Genomic DNA, 17,109 nt, shown 5'->3' with positions numbered 1-17,109 from the left:
TGACGATCTTCCCCGAGAGTCGTCGAGGTAATCCATGTCCGCCAACAACGCCTTCCACATCGCCGTGCTCGGCGGCGACGGCATCGGCCCCGAGGTGATGGCGCCCGCGCTGGAGATTTTGCGCAGGATCGAGGCGACGACGGACCTCGCGTTCCGCTTCACCGAGGCGCCGGCCGGCGCCGGTCACTATCGCGAAACCGGAAAGTCGATGCCGGATTCCACCATCCGCCTGTGCGAGGAGGCGGATGCGATCCTGCTCGGGGCCTGCGGCCTGCCGTCGGTGCGCTACCCCGACAATACCGAGATCGCGCCGCAGATCGAGCTGCGCTTCCATTTCGATCTTTATGCCGGCGTGCGCCCGGCGCGGCTCATTCCGGGCGTGCCGAGCCCGATCGTCGGCGCGGACGCGCGCGGCATCGATCTCGTCCTGATCCGGGAATCCACCGAAGGCCTGTTCGCCTCGATGGGCAAGGGCGTCGTCACCGACAGCGAGGCGCGCGAGACGATGGTGATCACCCGCAACACGTCGCAGCGCCTGTTCGAATTCTCTTTCCGCCTTGCCGAACGCCGCAAGGCCCGCGGCCGCCCCGGTCAGCTTACCTGCGTCGACAAGGCGAACGTGTTCCGCGCCTTTGCCTTCTTCCGCAGGATCTTTGACGAGTCCGCAGCACATCATCCCCAGGTGAAGGCCGACCATCTCTATGTCGATGCCTGTTCGGCGCTGCTGGTGAAGCGCCCCTGGGATTTCGACGTGCTGGTGACCGAGAACATGTTCGGCGACATCCTCTCCGATCTCACCGCAAGCCTGGTCGGCGGCCTCGGCATGGCGCCGTCGGCCGACATCGGCGATCGTCACGCGATGTTCCAGCCCTGCCACGGCACCGCGCCCGACATCATGGGGCAGGGCAAGGCCAATCCGACCGCGATGATCCTGTCGACCGCGATGATGCTGGACTGGCTCGCCGACAAGCACGGCGTGGAAAGCGCAGCGGAAGCCGGCAAGCGCATCGAGCGCGCGGTGGACAAGGCCTATGCCGGCGGCATCAAGCCGACGGAACTGGGCGGCAGCAACGGCACCGCCGACGTGACGAAGGCGGTGCTGGCGGCGCTGTAGTTGCGCGAAAAGGACATGGTCGGCGCTGGGCGATTTCCCAGGAGTCCCGCCTAGGTGAGATGTGGCGCCTCTTGGTGTTCCTCGCCGTCACGAACGGCCGCGCTGATCGAGGTATCGATCAATTCTCCGCGCATCAGGGCAATTGGCGACTTGTAGTACAGCGCGATGTTGTGAATCGGATCCGTGAGAACCTTGTATGCCCACACGAGGCCGGTTTGCGCGTCCCGAGTCATGAAGAGCTGCACCATGCGGAAAAGGCCGCCGCCGATGCCGACCACCAGCCAGAGATACCCGACGTGGCGCACGAAATCATATCTGGTCGTGGATGGAGAGAAGACACCGAACAGCGTCGGGAACAGGAACAGTATCAGCGGCGCCATTCCCCAGACGATCAGCAAGACGATCTTGCGTTTCTGGTTGTAGCCGACCTTGATCTCTTCCTTGTGCTCGTTGCTGGCATTGTTGACGGCATCGTATCCGTTGGGCTCGAAGAAGAAATGACCGGTCTGGCGCGTCAACATCGCAAGCCACCCGACGAGACCGGCCAGGGCGGGATCCTTGAAGAGCAACGCATAACAGCCGAGGAAGATCACGGCACTGATCAAGTGCAGTGTCTGGTTGATGCGGCTCTGATGATAGTAGCGATAGTCATCCCAGCGCTGGGTATGCAGCATATCAAAATGGTTCATTCGAATCCCCGATGCCTGATTGCATCGCACGCGTAGTCGGATTCAATGAATGCGATGTGACAGCACGGAGTTGTCACGGATCGAGCTCGACTGATGTTCGCCGTGCTTCCTGCGGCGCGAAATATATTTCGCAATTTGCGAAACGCGCGGCGTTCGAAACTACCGGCCCTTGAACCGCGGCTTGCGCTTTTCCATAAAGGCGGTGCGGCCTTCCCTGAAATCCTCCGAGTCCATGCAGGCATTGCCGATCGCCTTGATCGCCTCCATGTCGCGCTTGCTTTCGTCCTTCAGCACCTCGCGGATGGTGATCTTGGCCGCCTGAATCGCCAGCGGCGCATTGCCGGAGATGGTTTGCGCAACGTCCATGGTCGCGCCCCAGAGTTCGTCATCCGGCAGCACGCGGTCGACGAGGCCGATGCGCAGCGCCTCGGCGGAGTCGAGCCGCATCCCCGTATACATGATCAGTCGCGCCCAGGACGGCCCGACCAGCGACACCAGGTGGCGCAGGCCGTCATAGCCATAGGCGATGCCGAGCCTGGCGGCGGGAATGCCGAACTGGCTGTTCTCGGCGGCGAAGCGGATGTCGGTGAGCATGGCGACCTGCATGCCGCCGCCGAGACAGAAGCCGCGGATGCAGGCGATCGTCGGCTTGGGATAATTGCCCAGCAGCGCCCGCTGCGCCTCGCTGCGCTTTGCATATTCCGCTGACGCCTCGGCATTGTGCCGGGTCTTCTCGAACTGGCTGATATCGGCGCCCGAAACGAAGGCCTTGTCGCCGGCGCCGACCAGCACCACCACGCGCACATCCGGATTGTCGCGCAGTTCGGTCAGCGCCTGGCCCAGCCCTTCCCACATCTCCAGCGACATGGCGTTGCGCTTCTGGGGATTGTTGAAGGTGATGATGCCGACGCCGTCATCGACGCTCTGCAGGATCTTGCCGTCGGCGTGGGATTTCTCGGTGGCCTTGGGAGTGTCGAGCATCGCGGAACTGCCTTGAATCGGGAATGGCGGGCGCAATCCGGCCGCCCGCGCCTGCATGATAGCCCGGGCATAGCAGCCGCAGGGATGTTTCTTTGCCGTGCCGCCGTCCCGGCGGCGCGACGCCTTGCGTTACTGCACGAGATGGGCGCCCAGCGGGTGATCGACAGCCTTGTTGAGGAAGGCGGCTTCCTCGGCGGTCGCCTCCAGCAGGTGCTCATCCTGGGCGTAGACGTCGTTGCGGAAATGCACGGTCTGGTCCCTGGTCATCCAGGCGGTCAGGTAGATCCAGGCCACCGGCACCTTCCTGCTCACGGGAATCTCGTGACGCTTGCCGGTGGCGATTTCCGCATCGATTGCCGCGCGGGTCCAGTGCGGCTGGTCCTTGAGCAGCCAGGCCGCGAGGTCGCGCACATTGTCGACGCGCGAGCAGCCATGCGAGTCGAAGCGATAGTCGTTGTTGAAGAGCTGGCGCTGCTGGGTGTCGTGCATGTAGACCGAGTAGGGGTTCGGCATGTCGATCTTCACCGCGCCGAGCGCGTTGAACGTGCCGGATTGCTGGCGCACCGTGAAGTTCGGCGTGCGCGTGCCGGACCAGTCCACCGAGCGCGGATCAAGCGGCCGGTCGTGGGAATCGAGCACTTCCATGTGCATGCGGGAGAGGTAACCGGGATCCTTGCGCATATGTGCGGATATCTCCGCCTTCGCGATCGAGGCGGGCACCGTCCAGGTCGGGTTGAGGACGACGCTGGTGATTTCGGCGGTCAATGTCGGCGAGGGCTTCTCGGTCTTGCCGACGACGACGCGATAGCGGCGGACGACGACGTCGTTCTCGATCGCCTCCGCATAGGTCGCGGGCAAATTGACCACGACATAACGCGAGCCGAAGGAGAATTTCGTCTGGCCGAGACGCTCGAGCGAGGCTTCGAGCTGCCGGATGCGCTTGTGCACGGAGACGTTCAGCGCGGCCAGCGTCCGCGGCGTCATGGCTCCCGTCGGCGCCAGACCGTGCCGTGACTGGAAGCGCTTCAGCGCCTCGACCACGGTCTCGTCATGCGCACCGGTAGCCTTGTTGCCGTCGAGGTCGCCACTCATCAACAGCCGCTTGCGCAGCAGGTCGTCATGCTGTCCCGCTACGCCAGGGACGAATTTGGCCTCGGCTGGAATGGCCGGCCAGCCGCCGCGTACCGCGATGTCGGAATAGCTGAACGCGGCCTCCCTGATCCGCTGCGCCGTGCCCTCGTCGTAGGTCGGCTCACGGGTCAGCGCGAGCGCCGCCGCCGAGCGCGATTCCGGCGTGGATGTAGGGACGGCCTGCTTTGCCGGCGCCGGATGCGGGGTGAGGCCTGCGGGCCGCGCCGGATGCGGCGCTGTACCGACCGCAGCGGGCGGATTGTCGGCAAGAGCCGGCGCCGCTGCGAGCATCGAGGCAACGGCAAGGATCGTCATCTTTTGCATGATGCAGGTCCGGGAAATACGAAGGGCAAGGTGACCGGGATCGTTAGCGGGCAAGGGTTGCGTTCCGATTAAGCTCGCGACGCGCTGTTGCGCTGCCGCAAATTTCCCATGGCAAGCCGGACTTGCGTCCCTTTGCTATGTCTCCTGGACGGCCGGGGTGGTTCGCAACCGGACAATAGAAATGCATCGGGGGAAGGCTGCTGTCGCATGCCATGGACAGTTACAAGCCTTCGACGACGCCGGCTGCCGCGCGTTGCACCTGTGGTGCGAGGATGGTCGCTGGTCTTGTTGCAGGATGGGTCTGGAAACTGCGGGTCTGACTGCGCTGTCGCGCGTCGATACAGTCGCAGATCTCGTCCCGCCTTGACGCCGCTACACGCGACAGCGGGTGCCTCTCGAGATTACGAGCGCCGCCCGTCCGGCCTCCACCAGGCCGGATGGCGACATACGCGTGTGGTCCGGACCGGACCAACACATGGCCTGGCGCAGCAACAGGCTACCCGCCGATAGTATCGCCTTGGCGAGAATCGGGTCCGCGGTGCTGCAAACCAGGCTAGCGAAACGCCTAGTCTTCGTTGGCCGCGATCGATTCCATCAGGGACACCAGCTGCCGCTGCACGGTCTGGTCCTTGATCTTGCTGTAGGCCCGCAGCAACCGCAGGCTGAACGCGCTGTCGAGGAACAGGAGGCTCTCGACTTCACGGGCCTTGTTGTCGCCGTCGTAGAAGAACGTCACGGGCACATCGAGCGCATTGGCGATCTGCTGCAGACGCGCCGCGCCGACACGGTTGACGCCCTTCTCGTACTTCTGGACCTGCTGGAAGCTGACGCCGAGCTTTTCGCCGAGCTCCGCCTGCGAGATCTTTTGTTCGACTCGCCGCAACCGGATGCGCTTGCCAAGTTCGATGTCGGGCTTACCCGCGCTTCGCTGTTTCATTCTCTTTGCTGTCGATTTGTTCATTCGCTCCTACCGTCCTTCGGTCGAGAAGCCCCCGAAAAGATGGGTCAGGGACTCGCCCATATACACCGCCTTGAATTCACCGGGATGGACGAACTCGTCCCTGAACCAGGGGAATTTGGCGGGATTGAAAGCCTCCACCAGCCAGTCGATCATGCGCCGCACCCTGGGGATGCGCCCGCTGCCGGGATGGTAGGAGAGCCAGATGTCGAAAGGCCTGCGAAACTCGATCTCGAGCGGCACGATGCCCCCGATGGCGTAGGCATAAGTCGGAAACACGCCGACGCCCGCGCCGTTGGCGACGGCCCAGTAATTCGCACTGGAGACATTGGTGCGCATCGCCAGCAGGTCGCGCTGGGAAAACCCCGGGAAAAAACTCTCGAACAATTCCTTGGTCGCAGTCTGGTCCGCGCTCTGCAGCACCATGCGGTGCCTGGTCAGGTCCGCGAACGATTTCGGCGCGCCGTGGGCGGCGATGTAGGCTTCACTGGCGAAGAACATCAGGTGCATGCGGCCGAGCCGTACCAGCTTGGCGTCGAGCGAAGCCGGTTGCGAGAGGTGGATGGCGACGTCGGCCTCGTGACGGGAGACGTCCGCCGAACGCATCGCGCAGTGCAGATCGACCAGGATGTTGGGATAGGAGCGCTGGAATTCCACCAGGCGCGGCGCCACCCAGAAGGTGCCGAGCCCCTCGGTGACGGCGACGCGGACCTCGCCGGACAGGGTGCTGGTGACCGAGCCGGAGGCCCGCATCAGGTCGAAGGCGGCCGCCTCCATGCGCTCCACCGCGGAGACCACCATCGCCCCCTCATCGGTGAGGTGCGTGCCGTGGACGTCCCGGGTGAACAGCGTGGCACCGACCTGCCGCTCGAAATCGTCGATCCGCCGGCGCACGACGTTGATCGACAGGTCGAGCCGCTCGGCGGCTGAACGGAAGCTGCCGCAGCGCACGACTTCCAGGAAGATGCGGGCTGCGTCCCAATCGGAAAGACCGGCAAGGGAGACCTTCCGGCGTTCTTCCTGTGGAACACCCCTTTCCAGTGTGAGCGACATACAGGCCCCTTTACCTCGGATAATCTTGGCAGAAGATGCCAAGAAGTACAACCAGGGCGGGTCTCGCGCCCCGATTATTCACGCCCAAAATTACCGCCCAGCCGCGAAACCCGGATTCTTACGGGGTTTTTGAAAGGCGGAAGGCCCTTGAGGGTATTCCGATAGGGCCGATTGAGCGTGCCGCGCCGCGCGACGGCGGCAATGCACGCGCAGCAGCAATTCAACACAACCCCCAGCGCAACGAGGCGCGTGCTGCCGTCGCGTTCTGGCGCAAGCCTCCTGCGGCCCGGGAATTTGGCGGCTATCGGAAATCGGCATGAAACAGTCGGATGGAACGCCCCGGATCCACCTCGCAAGCTCGACGCCGGTCGAAATGCTGGCGGCGAATTTGCAGGCGCGGTTGCGAGCGACGCTGGCCACGCTCGAACAATGCCAGGCGTCTCTCGCCAACGACGCCGAGCATGAGACGGCGGATTTGCTGTCGGTGGCGATCCTGCAGCTCCGCATGAAGCTCAGAGGTGTGACCCATACCGAGTTGAAGCTGCTGTGCGATGTGCAGGCCGCGGAACAACAGGCGCAGGCGGCGCGGGACCCCAAGGCGGCCCGGAGGCGGCGCCGCCGTGGCCGGCCGGTCCTCGAGCTGGTGAAGTAAAGCTAGTTCTCACCATTCAACCCAACCGTCACCGTGTAGACTACACCGCGCGGCAGGAAATCGACGGTTGCCTCGCCGCCGAGCTGGTCGCGCGCGCTGCGCTCGATCAGCCGCGAGCCGAAGCCGCGCTGCACCGGCGCGCTGACCGGAGGCCCGCCGGCCTCGGTCCAGATCAGGCGCAGCATCTTCCTGGCGTTCTCTTCGACGACCTCCCAGTCCAGCGACACCGTGCCGCTCTCGTTCGACAGCGCGCCGTATTTGGCGGCGTTGGTGGCGATCTCGTGCAGGATCATCGACAGCACCACGGCAAGCCGTGGCGCCAGCGGTACCTTCGGGCCGAACATCCGCACCCGCTCCGGATTGTTGAGCAAATAGGGCTGCAGCACGCGGCCGATCACGTCCTGCAGATCCGAGCCCTGCCATTTCTCGGTGCTCAGCAGATTGTGCGCCTCCGCCAGCGCGCGCAGACGGCCCTCGAATTTTTCCCGCTCCGGCCGGCTGGCGCTGCGAAATGTCTGCGCCGCGATCGATTGCAGGATGGCGAGCGTGTTCTTGACGCGGTGATTGAGCTCCTCGACCAGGAGATCCTGCAGCATCTCGCCGCGCGCGATCGTCGTCGCCATCCGCACCGCGAAGGCAAGCCCGATCAGCAGCAGGATGCCGCCGATCGCGCTTGTTATCGCGAGGTTGCGCCATAGCGGTCCAACCAGCGAACTTTCGGCAATGCCCGCCGCGACGGTCCAGCCGGTCAGCGAAGATCGCGTGTAGCTCGTGATCAACGGCACGCCTTCGAGCGAGACCGTGGACACGGTCGCTTCGGGCTTGCGGAACATTTCCGCAAAAAGCGTCGGCGAAGCGCGCTTGCCGACGGTCTCCTGCGGGTTGGGCATCCGCGCAAAATTGGTGCCTTCGCCGTCGAAGATCGAAATCGTCCAGTCGTTACCAGGGCGCTGCTTTTCGATGATGTTCTGGAATATCTCGATCGGTGGGTTGAATGAGATGACGTGGGCCACTTCGCCGTTCCTGATGACCGGCACCTCCACCGTGACAATGCGCTGCTTCCTGACCGCGTCGACAAAAAGATTGGAGAAGGCGGGCTGCTTGCTCGCAAACACCTTCTCGACGATGTCGCGGTTGTTGCGCGGCGGCAGGCTCGCCGTATCTGCCGTGACGGAGGAGAACACCTGCCGGCCCTGGCGGTCGGCCACCAGCACCACGCCGTCCCGGCCATATTGCTCGAGAAAGCCGAGCGCAATCGGGCGGAAGGTGTCGTAATCGCCGGCACGCAGCGAGGAGGTCAGCGCGAGTACCTGCAATCCGCCGGTCATCCGCTGCATCTCGGCGTCGAGCACGAGACGGATCGAACGCACGGTCTCGAGCACGCGCTGGGTCGCGTCCCTGCGATCCTGCTCGTAGTTGTAGAAGACGATGCCGCCCGCGAACACGATCAGCGGCAGCGTGGTTCCCGCCACCAGAAGGGCGAGGCGCACTGGCAGGGAAAGCTTTGGCACGAGTGACCCGGGAGACACGAAACCGCCCGGGACAATAGGAGAAGGGCCGAAAATTCGCCAAGGAAAATAGTCGCAGGCGGATTCCGCGGCGCAGCGCGGAACCCGCCTGTTACTCAGAGATTGCTGTCCGTGATCGCCGCGTTGATCATGGTGCGCAGCTCGCGCCGGATCGGGTAGGCGGTCGACGGCATGACCTGGGTCATGAAGATCGTGATGAGCTCTTCGGCGGGATCGATCCAGAAGGCGGTTGCGGCCGCACCACCCCAGAAATATTCGCCGGGGCTGCCTGCGATCAGTGTCTGCGCCGGATCCATGGTGACGGCAAAGCCGAGACCGAAACCGACCCCGTTGTTGGTCGCCTCGGAGAACATCGAGCGCGACAGCGCGGGCAGATCGAGCCCGCCGGGCAGGTGGTTGGTCGTCATCAGCGCCAGCGTTTTCGGTCCGAGCAGGCGGACGCCGCCGAGCTCGCCGCGGTTGAGCAGCGCGCGACAGAAGGTGAGATAGTCGGCCGCCGTCGAGCACAATCCGCCGCCGCCGGAAAAGAAGGTCGGTGGCTTGAGATACGCGCTCTTCGTCGGGTCGTCCTGCAAGGTGAGCATCGCCTTGCGCTCGGCGGCGTGGAACTTGAGCTCGCCGGGCGGATCGGCCGAGTAGCACGCGGCGAAGCGGTGCGCCTTGTCGGCGGGGACGTGAAAGTCGGTGTCGTTCATGCCGAGCGGCTTGAAGATGCGTTCTTTCAGGAATTGCTCGAACGGCACGCCTGAGATCTTGCCGACGAGGTAGCCGATCACGTCGGTCGACAGCGAATAGTTCCAGGCCTCGCCCGGCGAGAACTCCAGCGGCATTTGCGCGAGATCGGAGATCATCGAGTCAAGCGTGCCCGAAGTGACGACCTCGCCGATCTTCCTTTCACGGTAGCCGGCATCGACATTGGATCGCTGCTGGAAGCCGTAGGTCAGGCCCGAGGTGTGGCGCAGGAGGTCGACGATCTGCATCGGCCGCGCCGGCGGCCTGGTCAGATAGGCCGGATTGCTGCCGGCGACGAACACGCCGAGGTTCTTCCATTCCGGAATGTATTTGTGCACGGGTTCGTCGATCGCGACGCGGCCTTCCTCCACCAGCATCATGAAGGCTACCGACGTGATCGGCTTGGTCATGGAATAGATGCGGAAGATGGTATCGTCCTTGACCGGCGCCTTGCGCTCGACGTCGGCATGGCCTTGCGCGGTGGAGTGGACGATCTTGCCGCGGCGGTAGACCAGCAGCTGCGCCCCCGGGTAGCGGCCGGCGTCGATATAGCGCTCCTTCAGGTGACGGTCGACGCGGGCGAGCGCGGTGGAAGACATCCCGGCGGATTCGGGCGAGGCGGGGGTCGGGGCGAGCATTGAATTGTCTCCGGAACGGGGCGGCAGGCGGGTTTGATAGCCGAAAAGTGGGGCTCGATCCAACCGCTTATGCCTACGCAAGGCCGGTACGCGGGTGTAGGCTGGCCTTCCTCGTCGCGTCATCCCGCAGGACAAGCCCCACATGACCCAATTCAGCGAAACCGAACTGACCGCCGCTGTCATCGACAGCTTCAACGAGACGCCGAACCCGCGAGCCAAGTTCCTGCTGCAGGAGCTGGTGAAGTCGCTGCACGATTACGTTCGCAAGACCGACCTGACCTTCGAGGAGTGGGAGTTCGCGATCGATTTCCTGACCCGCACCGGGCAGAAGTGCACCCCGATCCGCCAGGAGTTCATCCTGCTTTCCGACGTGCTCGGCGTTTCCATGCTGGTCGATGCCGTGAATCATCGCGAACGCGAAGGGGCCACCGAGACCACCGTGCTCGGTCCCTTCTATGTCGGCGAGCACAAGGTGACGCCGCACGGCACGGATATCTCCGCCACGTTGCAGGGCGAGCGCATGTTCGTGCAGAGCCGGGTCACCGATCTCAACGGCAAGCCCTTGCCGGGCGTGCCGGTCGATGTCTGGCATGCCGACGACGACGGCTTCTATGACTCGCAAAAGCCGACCTATGCGACGCAGGGCCCCTCGTCGCGGGCGCGCTTCATCACCGATGCCGACGGGCGCTTCTTCTTCCGCTCCATCTTGCCCTGCAGCTATCCGATTCCGGTGGACGGGCCCGTCGGCGAAATGATCCTGGCGACCAAACGTCCGGCGATGCGGCCGGCACATGTGCACTTCCTCGTCGCCGCGCCCGGTTACGAGCCGCTGGTGACGCACGTCTTCATCGGCGGCGATCCCAATATCGATTGCGACGTGGTGTTCGGCGTGAAGGACGAGTTGATCGCCAATATCGAGAAGCGCAGCGATCCCGCGATGCCCGACGGCAAGCCGGCGTCCTCGCCATGGCACCTGATGACCTACGAATTCAGGATGAAGCCGGGCGCTGGAAACGCGCCGAAACCGCTTGCAGCAAAGGCGACGGAAGACGCGTGAGAACAAAATCGCGGCACTTGCCCAATCCTTGTGCGCCGCACAAAGATTGGGCGAACCGCCCACAAGAATTGAGCGAATCGCAAATTTTCGATGCGCGCAAAAGTTAACGCGCGTTTACCGGTTGTTTTTGTAACGCCTTGTAACTCATAGGCTTATTGCGCTGCGGCAGGGTTGGCACACCGCTTGAATAGTGGGTGCTGACGCCATTGAAGCCGTCCCTCGAGACCACTCATCCGAACTGTGACGCCGCCAATCTGGGGCTTCCCCAGAGCGTGCCTTCATGCGCCCCGCGCAGCGTTCATCGGACGGCACTCGACGCACAGATGCCAGCACTCAACGCAACGACGCAAAGGACGATACGACCGATGACCAAGCGCACCAGCAAGACCTCCGGCCTCAGCCGCCGTCAGCTTCTGAAGGCCGCAAGCGGCACCGCCGCGCTTCTAGCCGCCGCCAAACTCAATTTTCCCGCTGGCGCATTCGCGCAAGGTGCAGGGCCCGAAGTCAAGGGTGCGAAGCTCGGCTTCATCGCGCTCAGCGATGCCGGCGCCTTGTTCGTTGCCAAGGACAAGGGTCTGTTCGCCAAGCACGGCATGCCGGACGTCGACGTGCAAAAGCAGGCCTCGTGGGGCACCACCCGCGACAACCTCGTGCTCGGCTCGGAAGGCAACGGCATCGACGGCGCGCATATCCTCACCCCCATGCCGTACCTGATCTCGGCCGGCAAGGTGACGCAGAACAACCAGCCGACTCCGATGTACATCCTGGCGCGGCTCAATCTCGACGCCCAGTGCATTTCGGTCGCCAACGAATACGCCGATCTCAAGGTCGGCCTCGACGCCAGGCCGTTCAAGGAAGCGCTGGAAAAGAAAAAGGCTTCCGGCAAGCCCATCAAGGCGGCGATGACGTTTCCGGGCGGCACCCACGATCTGTGGATCCGCTACTGGCTCGCCGCCGGCGGCATCGATCCCGACAAGGATATCGAAACCATCACCGTGCCGCCGCCGCAGATGGTCGCCAACATGAAGGTCGGCACCATGGACTGCTTCTGTGTCGGCGAGCCGTGGCCCGGCCAGCTCGTGCACCAGAAGATCGGCTACACCGCGATCAACACCGGCGAGCTCTGGAACAAGCATCCCGAAAAATCCTTCGCGATGCGCTCCGCCTGGGTCGACAAGAATCCCAAGGCTGCGCAGGCGATCACCATGGCGGTCCAGGAGGCGCAGCAGTGGGCCGACAAGGCCGAGAACAAGGAAGAACTCGCCACCATCATGGGCAAGCGGCAGTGGATCAACTGCCCGGTCGAGGACATCGTCGATCGCGCCAAGGGCAAGTTCGACTACGGCACCGGCAAGGTGGTCGAGAACTCGCCGCACATCATGAAGTACTGGCGCGACTTCGCCTCCTATCCGTTCCAGAGCCACGATCTCTGGTTCATGACCGAGGACATCCGCTGGGGCAAATTCGAGCCCGGGTTCGATTCGAAGGCGCTGATCGCCAAGGTCAACCGCGAGGATATCTGGCGCGACGCCGCCAAGGCCCTCGGCGTCGCCGCCTCCGATATCCCGGTGTCGAAGTCGCGCGGCAAGGAGACCTTCTTCGACGGCAAGGTGTTCGATCCCGAGAATCCGGCCGCGTACCTGAAGTCCCTTTCCATCAAGCGCGTCGAGGTTTGATCGCTGCGGGCCGCGCGCGAGCGCGGCCCGTCCACCCAATCACGGAGACACTTTCCAGATGTCGATGCCTGCCATGAAATCTGAAGCCGCTGTGGCCGCTCCGGCTGCCTCTGCTCCGGCGGAAATCGTGACGATGACGCCCAAGCGGGCACCGGTCGCGGAAAAGTACATCAAGATGGCGAAGGAGACCGCGGTACGGGTGATCCCGCCGCTGGTCGTGCTCGCGCTGCTGCTGCTGTTCTGGGAGCTCGCCTGCCGCCGCGCCGGCTCGGCGTTGCCGCCGCCTTCGCGGGTGTTCAAGGAGACCAAGGAGCTGATCTTCGATCCGTTCTTCGACCGTGGCGGCATCGACAAGGGCCTGTTCTGGCACCTGTCGGCCTCGCTGCAGCGTGTTGCGCTCGGCTATTCGCTCGCCGCCATCGCCGGTGTCGCGCTCGGCACGCTGGTCGGCCAGTCGGTCTGGGCGATGCGCGGGCTCGATCCGCTGTTCCAGGTGCTGCGCACGATTCCGCCGCTCGCCTGGCTGCCGCTGTCGCTCGCGGCGTTCCGCGACGGCCAGCCCTCGGCGATTTTCGTGATCTTCATCACCTCGATCTGGCCGATCATCATCAACACCGCCGTCGGCATCCGCAACATCCCGCAGGATTACCGCAACGTCGCCGCCGTCGTGCAGCTCAATCCGCTGGAGTTCTTCGGCAAGATCATGATCCCGGCGGCTGCGCCCTACATCTTCACGGGCCTGCGCATCGGTATCGGCCTGTCGTGGCTCGCCATCGTCGCCGCGGAAATGCTGATCGGCGGCGTCGGCATCGGCTTCTTCATCTGGGACGCATGGAATTCCTCGCACATCAGCGAGATTGTCCTGGCGCTGTTCTATGTCGGCATCATCGGCTTCCTGCTCGATCGCATGATCGCGATCGTCGGCAAGTTCGTGACCCGCGGCACCGCAGCAAACTGAGGGGAAATGTCAATGCAGTCCTATCTCAAGCTCGATCACATCGACAAGACTTTCACCCGCGGCAGCGCCACCACCGAGGTGCTGAAGGACATCAATCTGACGATCGAGAAGGGACAGTATGTCTCGATCATCGGCCACTCCGGCTGCGGCAAGTCCACGTTGCTCAACATCGTCGCAGGCCTCACCAATGCGACGCAGGGCGGCGTGCTGCTGGAGAACCGTGAGGTCAATTCGCCCGGTCCCGACCGCGCGGTGGTGTTCCAGAACCACAGCCTGCTGCCGTGGCTCACGGTCTACGAGAACGTCAAGCTCGGCGTCGACAAGGTGTTTGCCTCCACCAAGACCCGCGCCGAGCGCGACGCCTGGGTGATGCACAACCTCAACCTCGTGCAGATGGCTCATGCGAAAGACAAGCGTCCGTCGGAGATTTCCGGCGGCATGAAGCAGCGCGTCGGCATCGCGCGTGCGCTCGCGATGGAACCGAAGGTGCTGCTGCTCGACGAGCCCTTCGGCGCGCTCGACGCGCTGACCCGCGCGCATTTGCAGGATTCGGTGATGGCGCTGCACCAGAAGCTCGGCAACACCATCCTGATGATCACGCACGACGTCGACGAGGCCGTGCTGCTGTCGGACCGCATCGTGATGATGACCAACGGCCCGAGCGCGCGGATCGGCGAGGTTCTGGAAGTGCCGTTGGCGCGCCCGCGCAAACGGCTCGAGCTTGCGACCAGCGCCGCCTACCTCAAGTGCCGGCAGCGTGTGCTTGAATTCCTCTACGAGCGGCATCGCTTCGTCGAGGCTGCTTAGGGCGCGTTGCCCTCGGCTCATCTTCACCTCGCCGCAACGGCGCGGCGAGGGAGGCAACGTGCAAGGAGGCACGGATGACACCCGAACAAGTCAAGCTCGTCCAGGAAAGTTTTTCCAACGTCGTACCGATTGCGGAACAGGCCGCGGTGATCTTCTACGATCGCATGTTCGAAGTCGCGCCATCGGTGAAGGCGATGTTTCCCGCCGACATGGCCGAGCAGCGCAGGAAGCTGATGGCGACACTCGCCGTCGTCGTCAACGGTCTCTCCAATCTCGAATCCATCCTGCCGGCGGCAAGCGCGCTCGCCACGCGTCATGTCAGCTATGGCGCCAGGCCCGAGCACTATCCGGTGGTCGGCGGCGCACTGCTGTGGACGCTGGAGAAAGGGTTGGGCGAGGCCTGGACGCCGGAGGTCGCCTCCGCTTGGAAGGCGGCCTATGGCACACTATCCGCCTTCATGATCGCGGAGGCCTACGGCAAGGCGCAGGCCGCCGAGTAGGGCGGATCGAGCGAGCCGATTTCAGGCTTTGCCGGAATGCCGGATCACCTGCTTCTGCGGGGGATGACAGGCAGGGACTTTAGCGCCACCTTCGTCTAGACTCGCCAAGACGAGTTCTTTCGACGAGGCAATCGCGTGCGACAACAACCATTCGGCAAGGGCGGCCCGCAGGTTTCCCTGATCGGGCAGGGCACCTGGTATCTCGACCGTGCCGACCGCAGCCGCGCGATTGCGGCGCTTCAGCGCGGCATCGATGCCGGCATGACCCATATCGACACCGCCGAGATGTACGGCGATGCAGAACTCGTCATTGCCGACGCCATCGCGGGAAAGCGCGACAGCCTGTTCCTCGTCTCGAAGGTGCTGCCGAGCAATGCCTCGCGCCGCGGCGCCATCACCGCCTGCGAGCGTTCGCTGCAGCGGCTGAAGACCGACTATCTCGATTGCTACCTCCTGCACTGGCGCGGTTCCTTTCCGCTGGAAGATACGGTTGACGCGTTCGAGGAATTGATCGCCGCAGGAAAGATCCGCTCCTGGGGCGTCAGCAATTTCGATACCGACGATCTCAACGAGCTGCTCGCGGTATCCGGCCGGGGCAAGATCGCCTGCAACCAGGTGCTCTACCACCTGCAGGAGCGCGCCATCGAGCACGCGGTGATTCCCTGGTGCGAGAAGCATGGCGTTGCCGTCGTCGCCTATTCGCCGTTCGGCCATGATGAGTTTCCCTCGCCGCGCAGCAGGGGCGGCGAAGTGCTGCAATCGATCGCTGACAATCACAAGGCCACGCCGCGTCAGGTCACGCTCAGTTTCCTCGCGCGTGCGCCGTCCGTGTTTCCGATTCCGAAGGCCTCCTCCCCGGAGCACGCCGCGGAGAACGCCGGCGCCGGCAATCTCGTCCTCACTGCGAGCGAGATCTTCACCATCGACCAGGCCTTTCCGCGCGGGCCGAAGCCGCGCGGCCTGCCGATGCTGTGAGCATGTTTGCGATCAAGCGCGCGATCAGACTCTTAAGAAAATGTTACCGCGGCGGGCCGTCCCGCGCAGTGCATATCGGCATCCCGCTATCGTGCCTTGTGGATGAGCGCCGATTGGCGTTTTCTATGGCCGTTAGATTCGAATTCCACCTCTTGAGCCCGCCGTGAATCCGCCTCCCGCCGCAGCCGCAAGGCTCGACAGCGCACACGCACCGTTGCCGGAACGCAAGCCTGCCATGCCGAAGGCGTCGGCCCATACCGACCGGCCGTTCAAGGGCATCGCGCTGATCCTCGCCTCGACCGTCTTCCTCGGCCTGTCGGACGTCACCGCAAAATATCTTTCCTCGTCGCTGCCTTCGATCGAGATCACGTGGATCAGGTTTCTGGTGTTCGCGCTGATCATGTCGCCGGCGATGATTCCGGGTTCCCCGCTCTACGCGCTGCAGACGAACCGGCGGAGGCTGCAGTTCATGCGCGGCGCCGCCGTGCTCGGCTCGTCGCTGTTCTTCATCACCGGTCTGGGCTTCCTGCCGATCGCGGAGGCCTCCGCCACCGGCTTCGTCGCGCCGATGTTCGTCACGGCGCTGTCGATCGTCTTCCTCAACGAGGTGGTGGGCTTGCGCCGCTGGATCGCGACCGGCGTTGGCCTGTTCGGCGTCCTCATCATCCTGCGGCCGGGCACGTCGGCGTTTCATGTCGCCGCCATCTTCCCGCTGGTTTCCGCGCTGTGCTGGGCGTGCACGCTGATCATGACGCGCATGTTGAGCGGCACCGAGCGCGCCATCACCACCATGACCTATTCGTCGATTGCCGGTCTCCTCATCCTCTCGGTGCTGGTGCCGTTCGTCTGGGTTGCGCCGACCTGGCAGGCGATCGCGTTCGGCGTCTTCATCGGCGTAGCCTCCACCGCGGGGCAGTGGATCGTCGTGCTGGCCTTCCGCTATGCGGATGCTTCCGTGCTCGCGCCGTTCTCCTACACCCAGCTGATCTGGGTCAGCCTCCTCGGTTTCCTCGTCTTTGGCGAGATCCCCGACAAATGGACGGTGGTCGGCGCCGGCTTCATCGTGGCAAGCGGCCTTTATACCGCCCACCGCGAGCGCGTGCGGCGTTCGCAACTTCTGCAGGCGGTCGGCGAGACCTCGCCGAACGCGTGAGCCTTTTCGTATCCTTTTGGTCACAGCCGGCCAAAAAGTCGGCTAAATGACTGCAGGAATGGCGAAAATCGTGTCCCGCCGGACGTCGCTGTCGTGACTCCCTTGCCCTGATTTGCCAAAGTTCCAGCCAAGGGAATGCTGCCGGCAACCGGCGGCGAGTTCTGATTTCAGGGGCTGGGGTG

At 63.9% G+C, this 17,109-nt stretch carries 16 protein-coding genes; 9 read left to right on the top strand and 7 right to left on the bottom strand.

From position 1 onward, the window contains the following. Positions 1-34 precede the first annotated feature (34 nt). Positions 35-1,114, top strand: coding sequence for an isocitrate/isopropylmalate dehydrogenase family protein (locus HZB49_RS01555; protein ID WP_291608703.1), 1,080 nt, complete (start codon positions 35-37; stop codon positions 1,112-1,114). Positions 1,115-1,164: 50 nt separating this feature from the next. On the opposite strand, the gene HZB49_RS01550 is transcribed toward HZB49_RS01555, so the two are convergent. From HZB49_RS01550 to HZB49_RS01530, 5 genes are all read right to left on the bottom strand, one after another. Continuing rightward, positions 1,165-1,803 (bottom strand): hypothetical protein, encoded by a 639-nt coding sequence (locus HZB49_RS01550; RefSeq protein ID WP_291608702.1) that lies wholly within the window; start codon positions 1,801-1,803, stop codon positions 1,165-1,167. A 159-nt stretch (positions 1,804-1,962) separates the two neighbouring features. Then, on the bottom strand, positions 1,963-2,784 hold the full coding sequence (locus tag HZB49_RS01545; RefSeq protein ID WP_291608701.1) for an enoyl-CoA hydratase: 822 nt from the start codon (positions 2,782-2,784) through the stop codon (positions 1,963-1,965). Positions 2,785-2,913: 129 nt separating this feature from the next. Beyond that, entirely contained in the window at positions 2,914-4,239 is a 1,326-nt protein-coding gene (locus HZB49_RS01540; RefSeq protein WP_291608700.1) for a L,D-transpeptidase family protein, read from the bottom strand. Positions 4,240-4,804: 565 nt separating this feature from the next. Next, entirely contained in the window at positions 4,805-5,200 is a 396-nt protein-coding gene (locus HZB49_RS01535) for a helix-turn-helix transcriptional regulator (protein WP_291608699.1), read from the bottom strand. 6 nt (positions 5,201-5,206) lie between these two features. Beyond that, on the bottom strand, positions 5,207-6,250 hold the full coding sequence (locus HZB49_RS01530; RefSeq protein WP_291608698.1) for a LysR family transcriptional regulator: 1,044 nt from the start codon (positions 6,248-6,250) through the stop codon (positions 5,207-5,209). 316 nt (positions 6,251-6,566) lie between these two features. Between HZB49_RS01530 and HZB49_RS01525 the strand changes: the two genes are divergently transcribed. Continuing rightward, positions 6,567-6,902: a hypothetical protein gene (locus HZB49_RS01525; protein ID WP_291608697.1), complete on the top strand. Its 336-nt coding sequence runs from the start codon at positions 6,567-6,569 to the stop codon at positions 6,900-6,902. 2 nt (positions 6,903-6,904) lie between these two features. Here HZB49_RS01525 and HZB49_RS01520 read toward each other — a convergent pair whose 3' ends face one another. Together HZB49_RS01520 and HZB49_RS01515 are read right to left on the bottom strand one after the other, a co-directional pair. Beyond that, the gene (locus HZB49_RS01520; RefSeq protein ID WP_291608695.1) at positions 6,905-8,413 is read right to left on the bottom strand and encodes a sensor histidine kinase; all 1,509 of its coding nucleotides are present in this window, start codon (positions 8,411-8,413) and stop codon (positions 6,905-6,907) included. Positions 8,414-8,526: 113 nt separating this feature from the next. Further along, the gene (locus HZB49_RS01515) at positions 8,527-9,801 is read right to left on the bottom strand and encodes a serine hydrolase domain-containing protein (RefSeq protein WP_291608694.1); all 1,275 of its coding nucleotides are present in this window, start codon (positions 9,799-9,801) and stop codon (positions 8,527-8,529) included. 142 nt (positions 9,802-9,943) lie between these two features. Between HZB49_RS01515 and HZB49_RS01510 the strand changes: the two genes are divergently transcribed. The 7 genes from HZB49_RS01510 (at position 9,944) to HZB49_RS01480 (ending at position 16,927) form a co-directional block, all read left to right on the top strand. Beyond that, positions 9,944-10,858: a dioxygenase gene (locus tag HZB49_RS01510; RefSeq protein ID WP_291608693.1), complete on the top strand. Its 915-nt coding sequence runs from the start codon at positions 9,944-9,946 to the stop codon at positions 10,856-10,858. A 365-nt stretch (positions 10,859-11,223) separates the two neighbouring features. Next, a complete protein-coding gene (locus HZB49_RS01505; protein WP_291608692.1) occupies positions 11,224-12,534 on the top strand; it encodes a CmpA/NrtA family ABC transporter substrate-binding protein in 1,311 nt (436 codons plus the stop codon). A gap of 58 nt (positions 12,535-12,592) precedes the next feature. Next, positions 12,593-13,492 (top strand): nitrate ABC transporter permease, encoded by a 900-nt coding sequence (gene ntrB / locus HZB49_RS01500; RefSeq protein WP_291608691.1) that lies wholly within the window; start codon positions 12,593-12,595, stop codon positions 13,490-13,492. A 12-nt stretch (positions 13,493-13,504) separates the two neighbouring features. Continuing rightward, positions 13,505-14,299 (top strand): ABC transporter ATP-binding protein, encoded by a 795-nt coding sequence (locus HZB49_RS01495; RefSeq protein ID WP_291608690.1) that lies wholly within the window; start codon positions 13,505-13,507, stop codon positions 14,297-14,299. A gap of 74 nt (positions 14,300-14,373) precedes the next feature. Next, the gene (locus HZB49_RS01490; protein WP_291608689.1) at positions 14,374-14,799 is read left to right on the top strand and encodes a globin family protein; all 426 of its coding nucleotides are present in this window, start codon (positions 14,374-14,376) and stop codon (positions 14,797-14,799) included. Between the two features lie 135 nt (positions 14,800-14,934). Next, on the top strand, positions 14,935-15,774 hold the full coding sequence (locus tag HZB49_RS01485) for an aldo/keto reductase (protein ID WP_291608687.1): 840 nt from the start codon (positions 14,935-14,937) through the stop codon (positions 15,772-15,774). Between the two features lie 235 nt (positions 15,775-16,009). Continuing rightward, complete coding sequence (locus HZB49_RS01480) at positions 16,010-16,927, top strand: DMT family transporter (protein WP_291608758.1); 918 nt, start codon at positions 16,010-16,012, stop codon at positions 16,925-16,927. Positions 16,928-17,109: the final 182 nt, after the last annotated feature.

This window comes from Bradyrhizobium sp. (genome assembly GCF_016219575.1).
In the GTDB taxonomy this organism is placed as follows: domain Bacteria; phylum Pseudomonadota; class Alphaproteobacteria; order Rhizobiales; family Xanthobacteraceae; genus Bradyrhizobium.
The sequence above is the reverse complement of the archived record's forward strand: the minus strand, read 5'-3'. Positions and strand labels throughout refer to the sequence as shown.

Bases quoted from the DNA above. Each gene is read 5' to 3' on its own strand.
- HZB49_RS01540 (WP_291608700.1), bottom strand. From the start codon at position 4,239: ATGCAAAAGATGACGATCCTTGCCGTTGCCTCGATGCTCGCAGCGGCG.
- ntrB (WP_291608691.1), top strand. From the start codon at position 12,593: ATGTCGATGCCTGCCATGAAATCTGAAGCCGCTGTGGCCGCTCCGGCT.
- HZB49_RS01505 (WP_291608692.1), top strand. From the start codon at position 11,224: ATGACCAAGCGCACCAGCAAGACCTCCGGCCTCAGCCGCCGTCAGCTT.
- HZB49_RS01480 (WP_291608758.1), top strand. From the start codon at position 16,010: ATGCCGAAGGCGTCGGCCCATACCGACCGGCCGTTCAAGGGCATCGCG.
- HZB49_RS01545 (WP_291608701.1), bottom strand. From the start codon at position 2,784: ATGCTCGACACTCCCAAGGCCACCGAGAAATCCCACGCCGACGGCAAG.
- HZB49_RS01530 (WP_291608698.1), bottom strand. From the start codon at position 6,250: ATGTCGCTCACACTGGAAAGGGGTGTTCCACAGGAAGAACGCCGGAAG.
- HZB49_RS01515 (WP_291608694.1), bottom strand. From the start codon at position 9,801: ATGCTCGCCCCGACCCCCGCCTCGCCCGAATCCGCCGGGATGTCTTCC.
- HZB49_RS01555 (WP_291608703.1), top strand. From the start codon at position 35: ATGTCCGCCAACAACGCCTTCCACATCGCCGTGCTCGGCGGCGACGGC.
- HZB49_RS01525 (WP_291608697.1), top strand. From the start codon at position 6,567: ATGAAACAGTCGGATGGAACGCCCCGGATCCACCTCGCAAGCTCGACG.
- HZB49_RS01490 (WP_291608689.1), top strand. From the start codon at position 14,374: ATGACACCCGAACAAGTCAAGCTCGTCCAGGAAAGTTTTTCCAACGTC.
- HZB49_RS01495 (WP_291608690.1), top strand. From the start codon at position 13,505: ATGCAGTCCTATCTCAAGCTCGATCACATCGACAAGACTTTCACCCGC.
- HZB49_RS01535 (WP_291608699.1), bottom strand. From the start codon at position 5,200: ATGAACAAATCGACAGCAAAGAGAATGAAACAGCGAAGCGCGGGTAAG.
- HZB49_RS01550 (WP_291608702.1), bottom strand. From the start codon at position 1,803: ATGAACCATTTTGATATGCTGCATACCCAGCGCTGGGATGACTATCGC.
- HZB49_RS01510 (WP_291608693.1), top strand. From the start codon at position 9,944: ATGACCCAATTCAGCGAAACCGAACTGACCGCCGCTGTCATCGACAGC.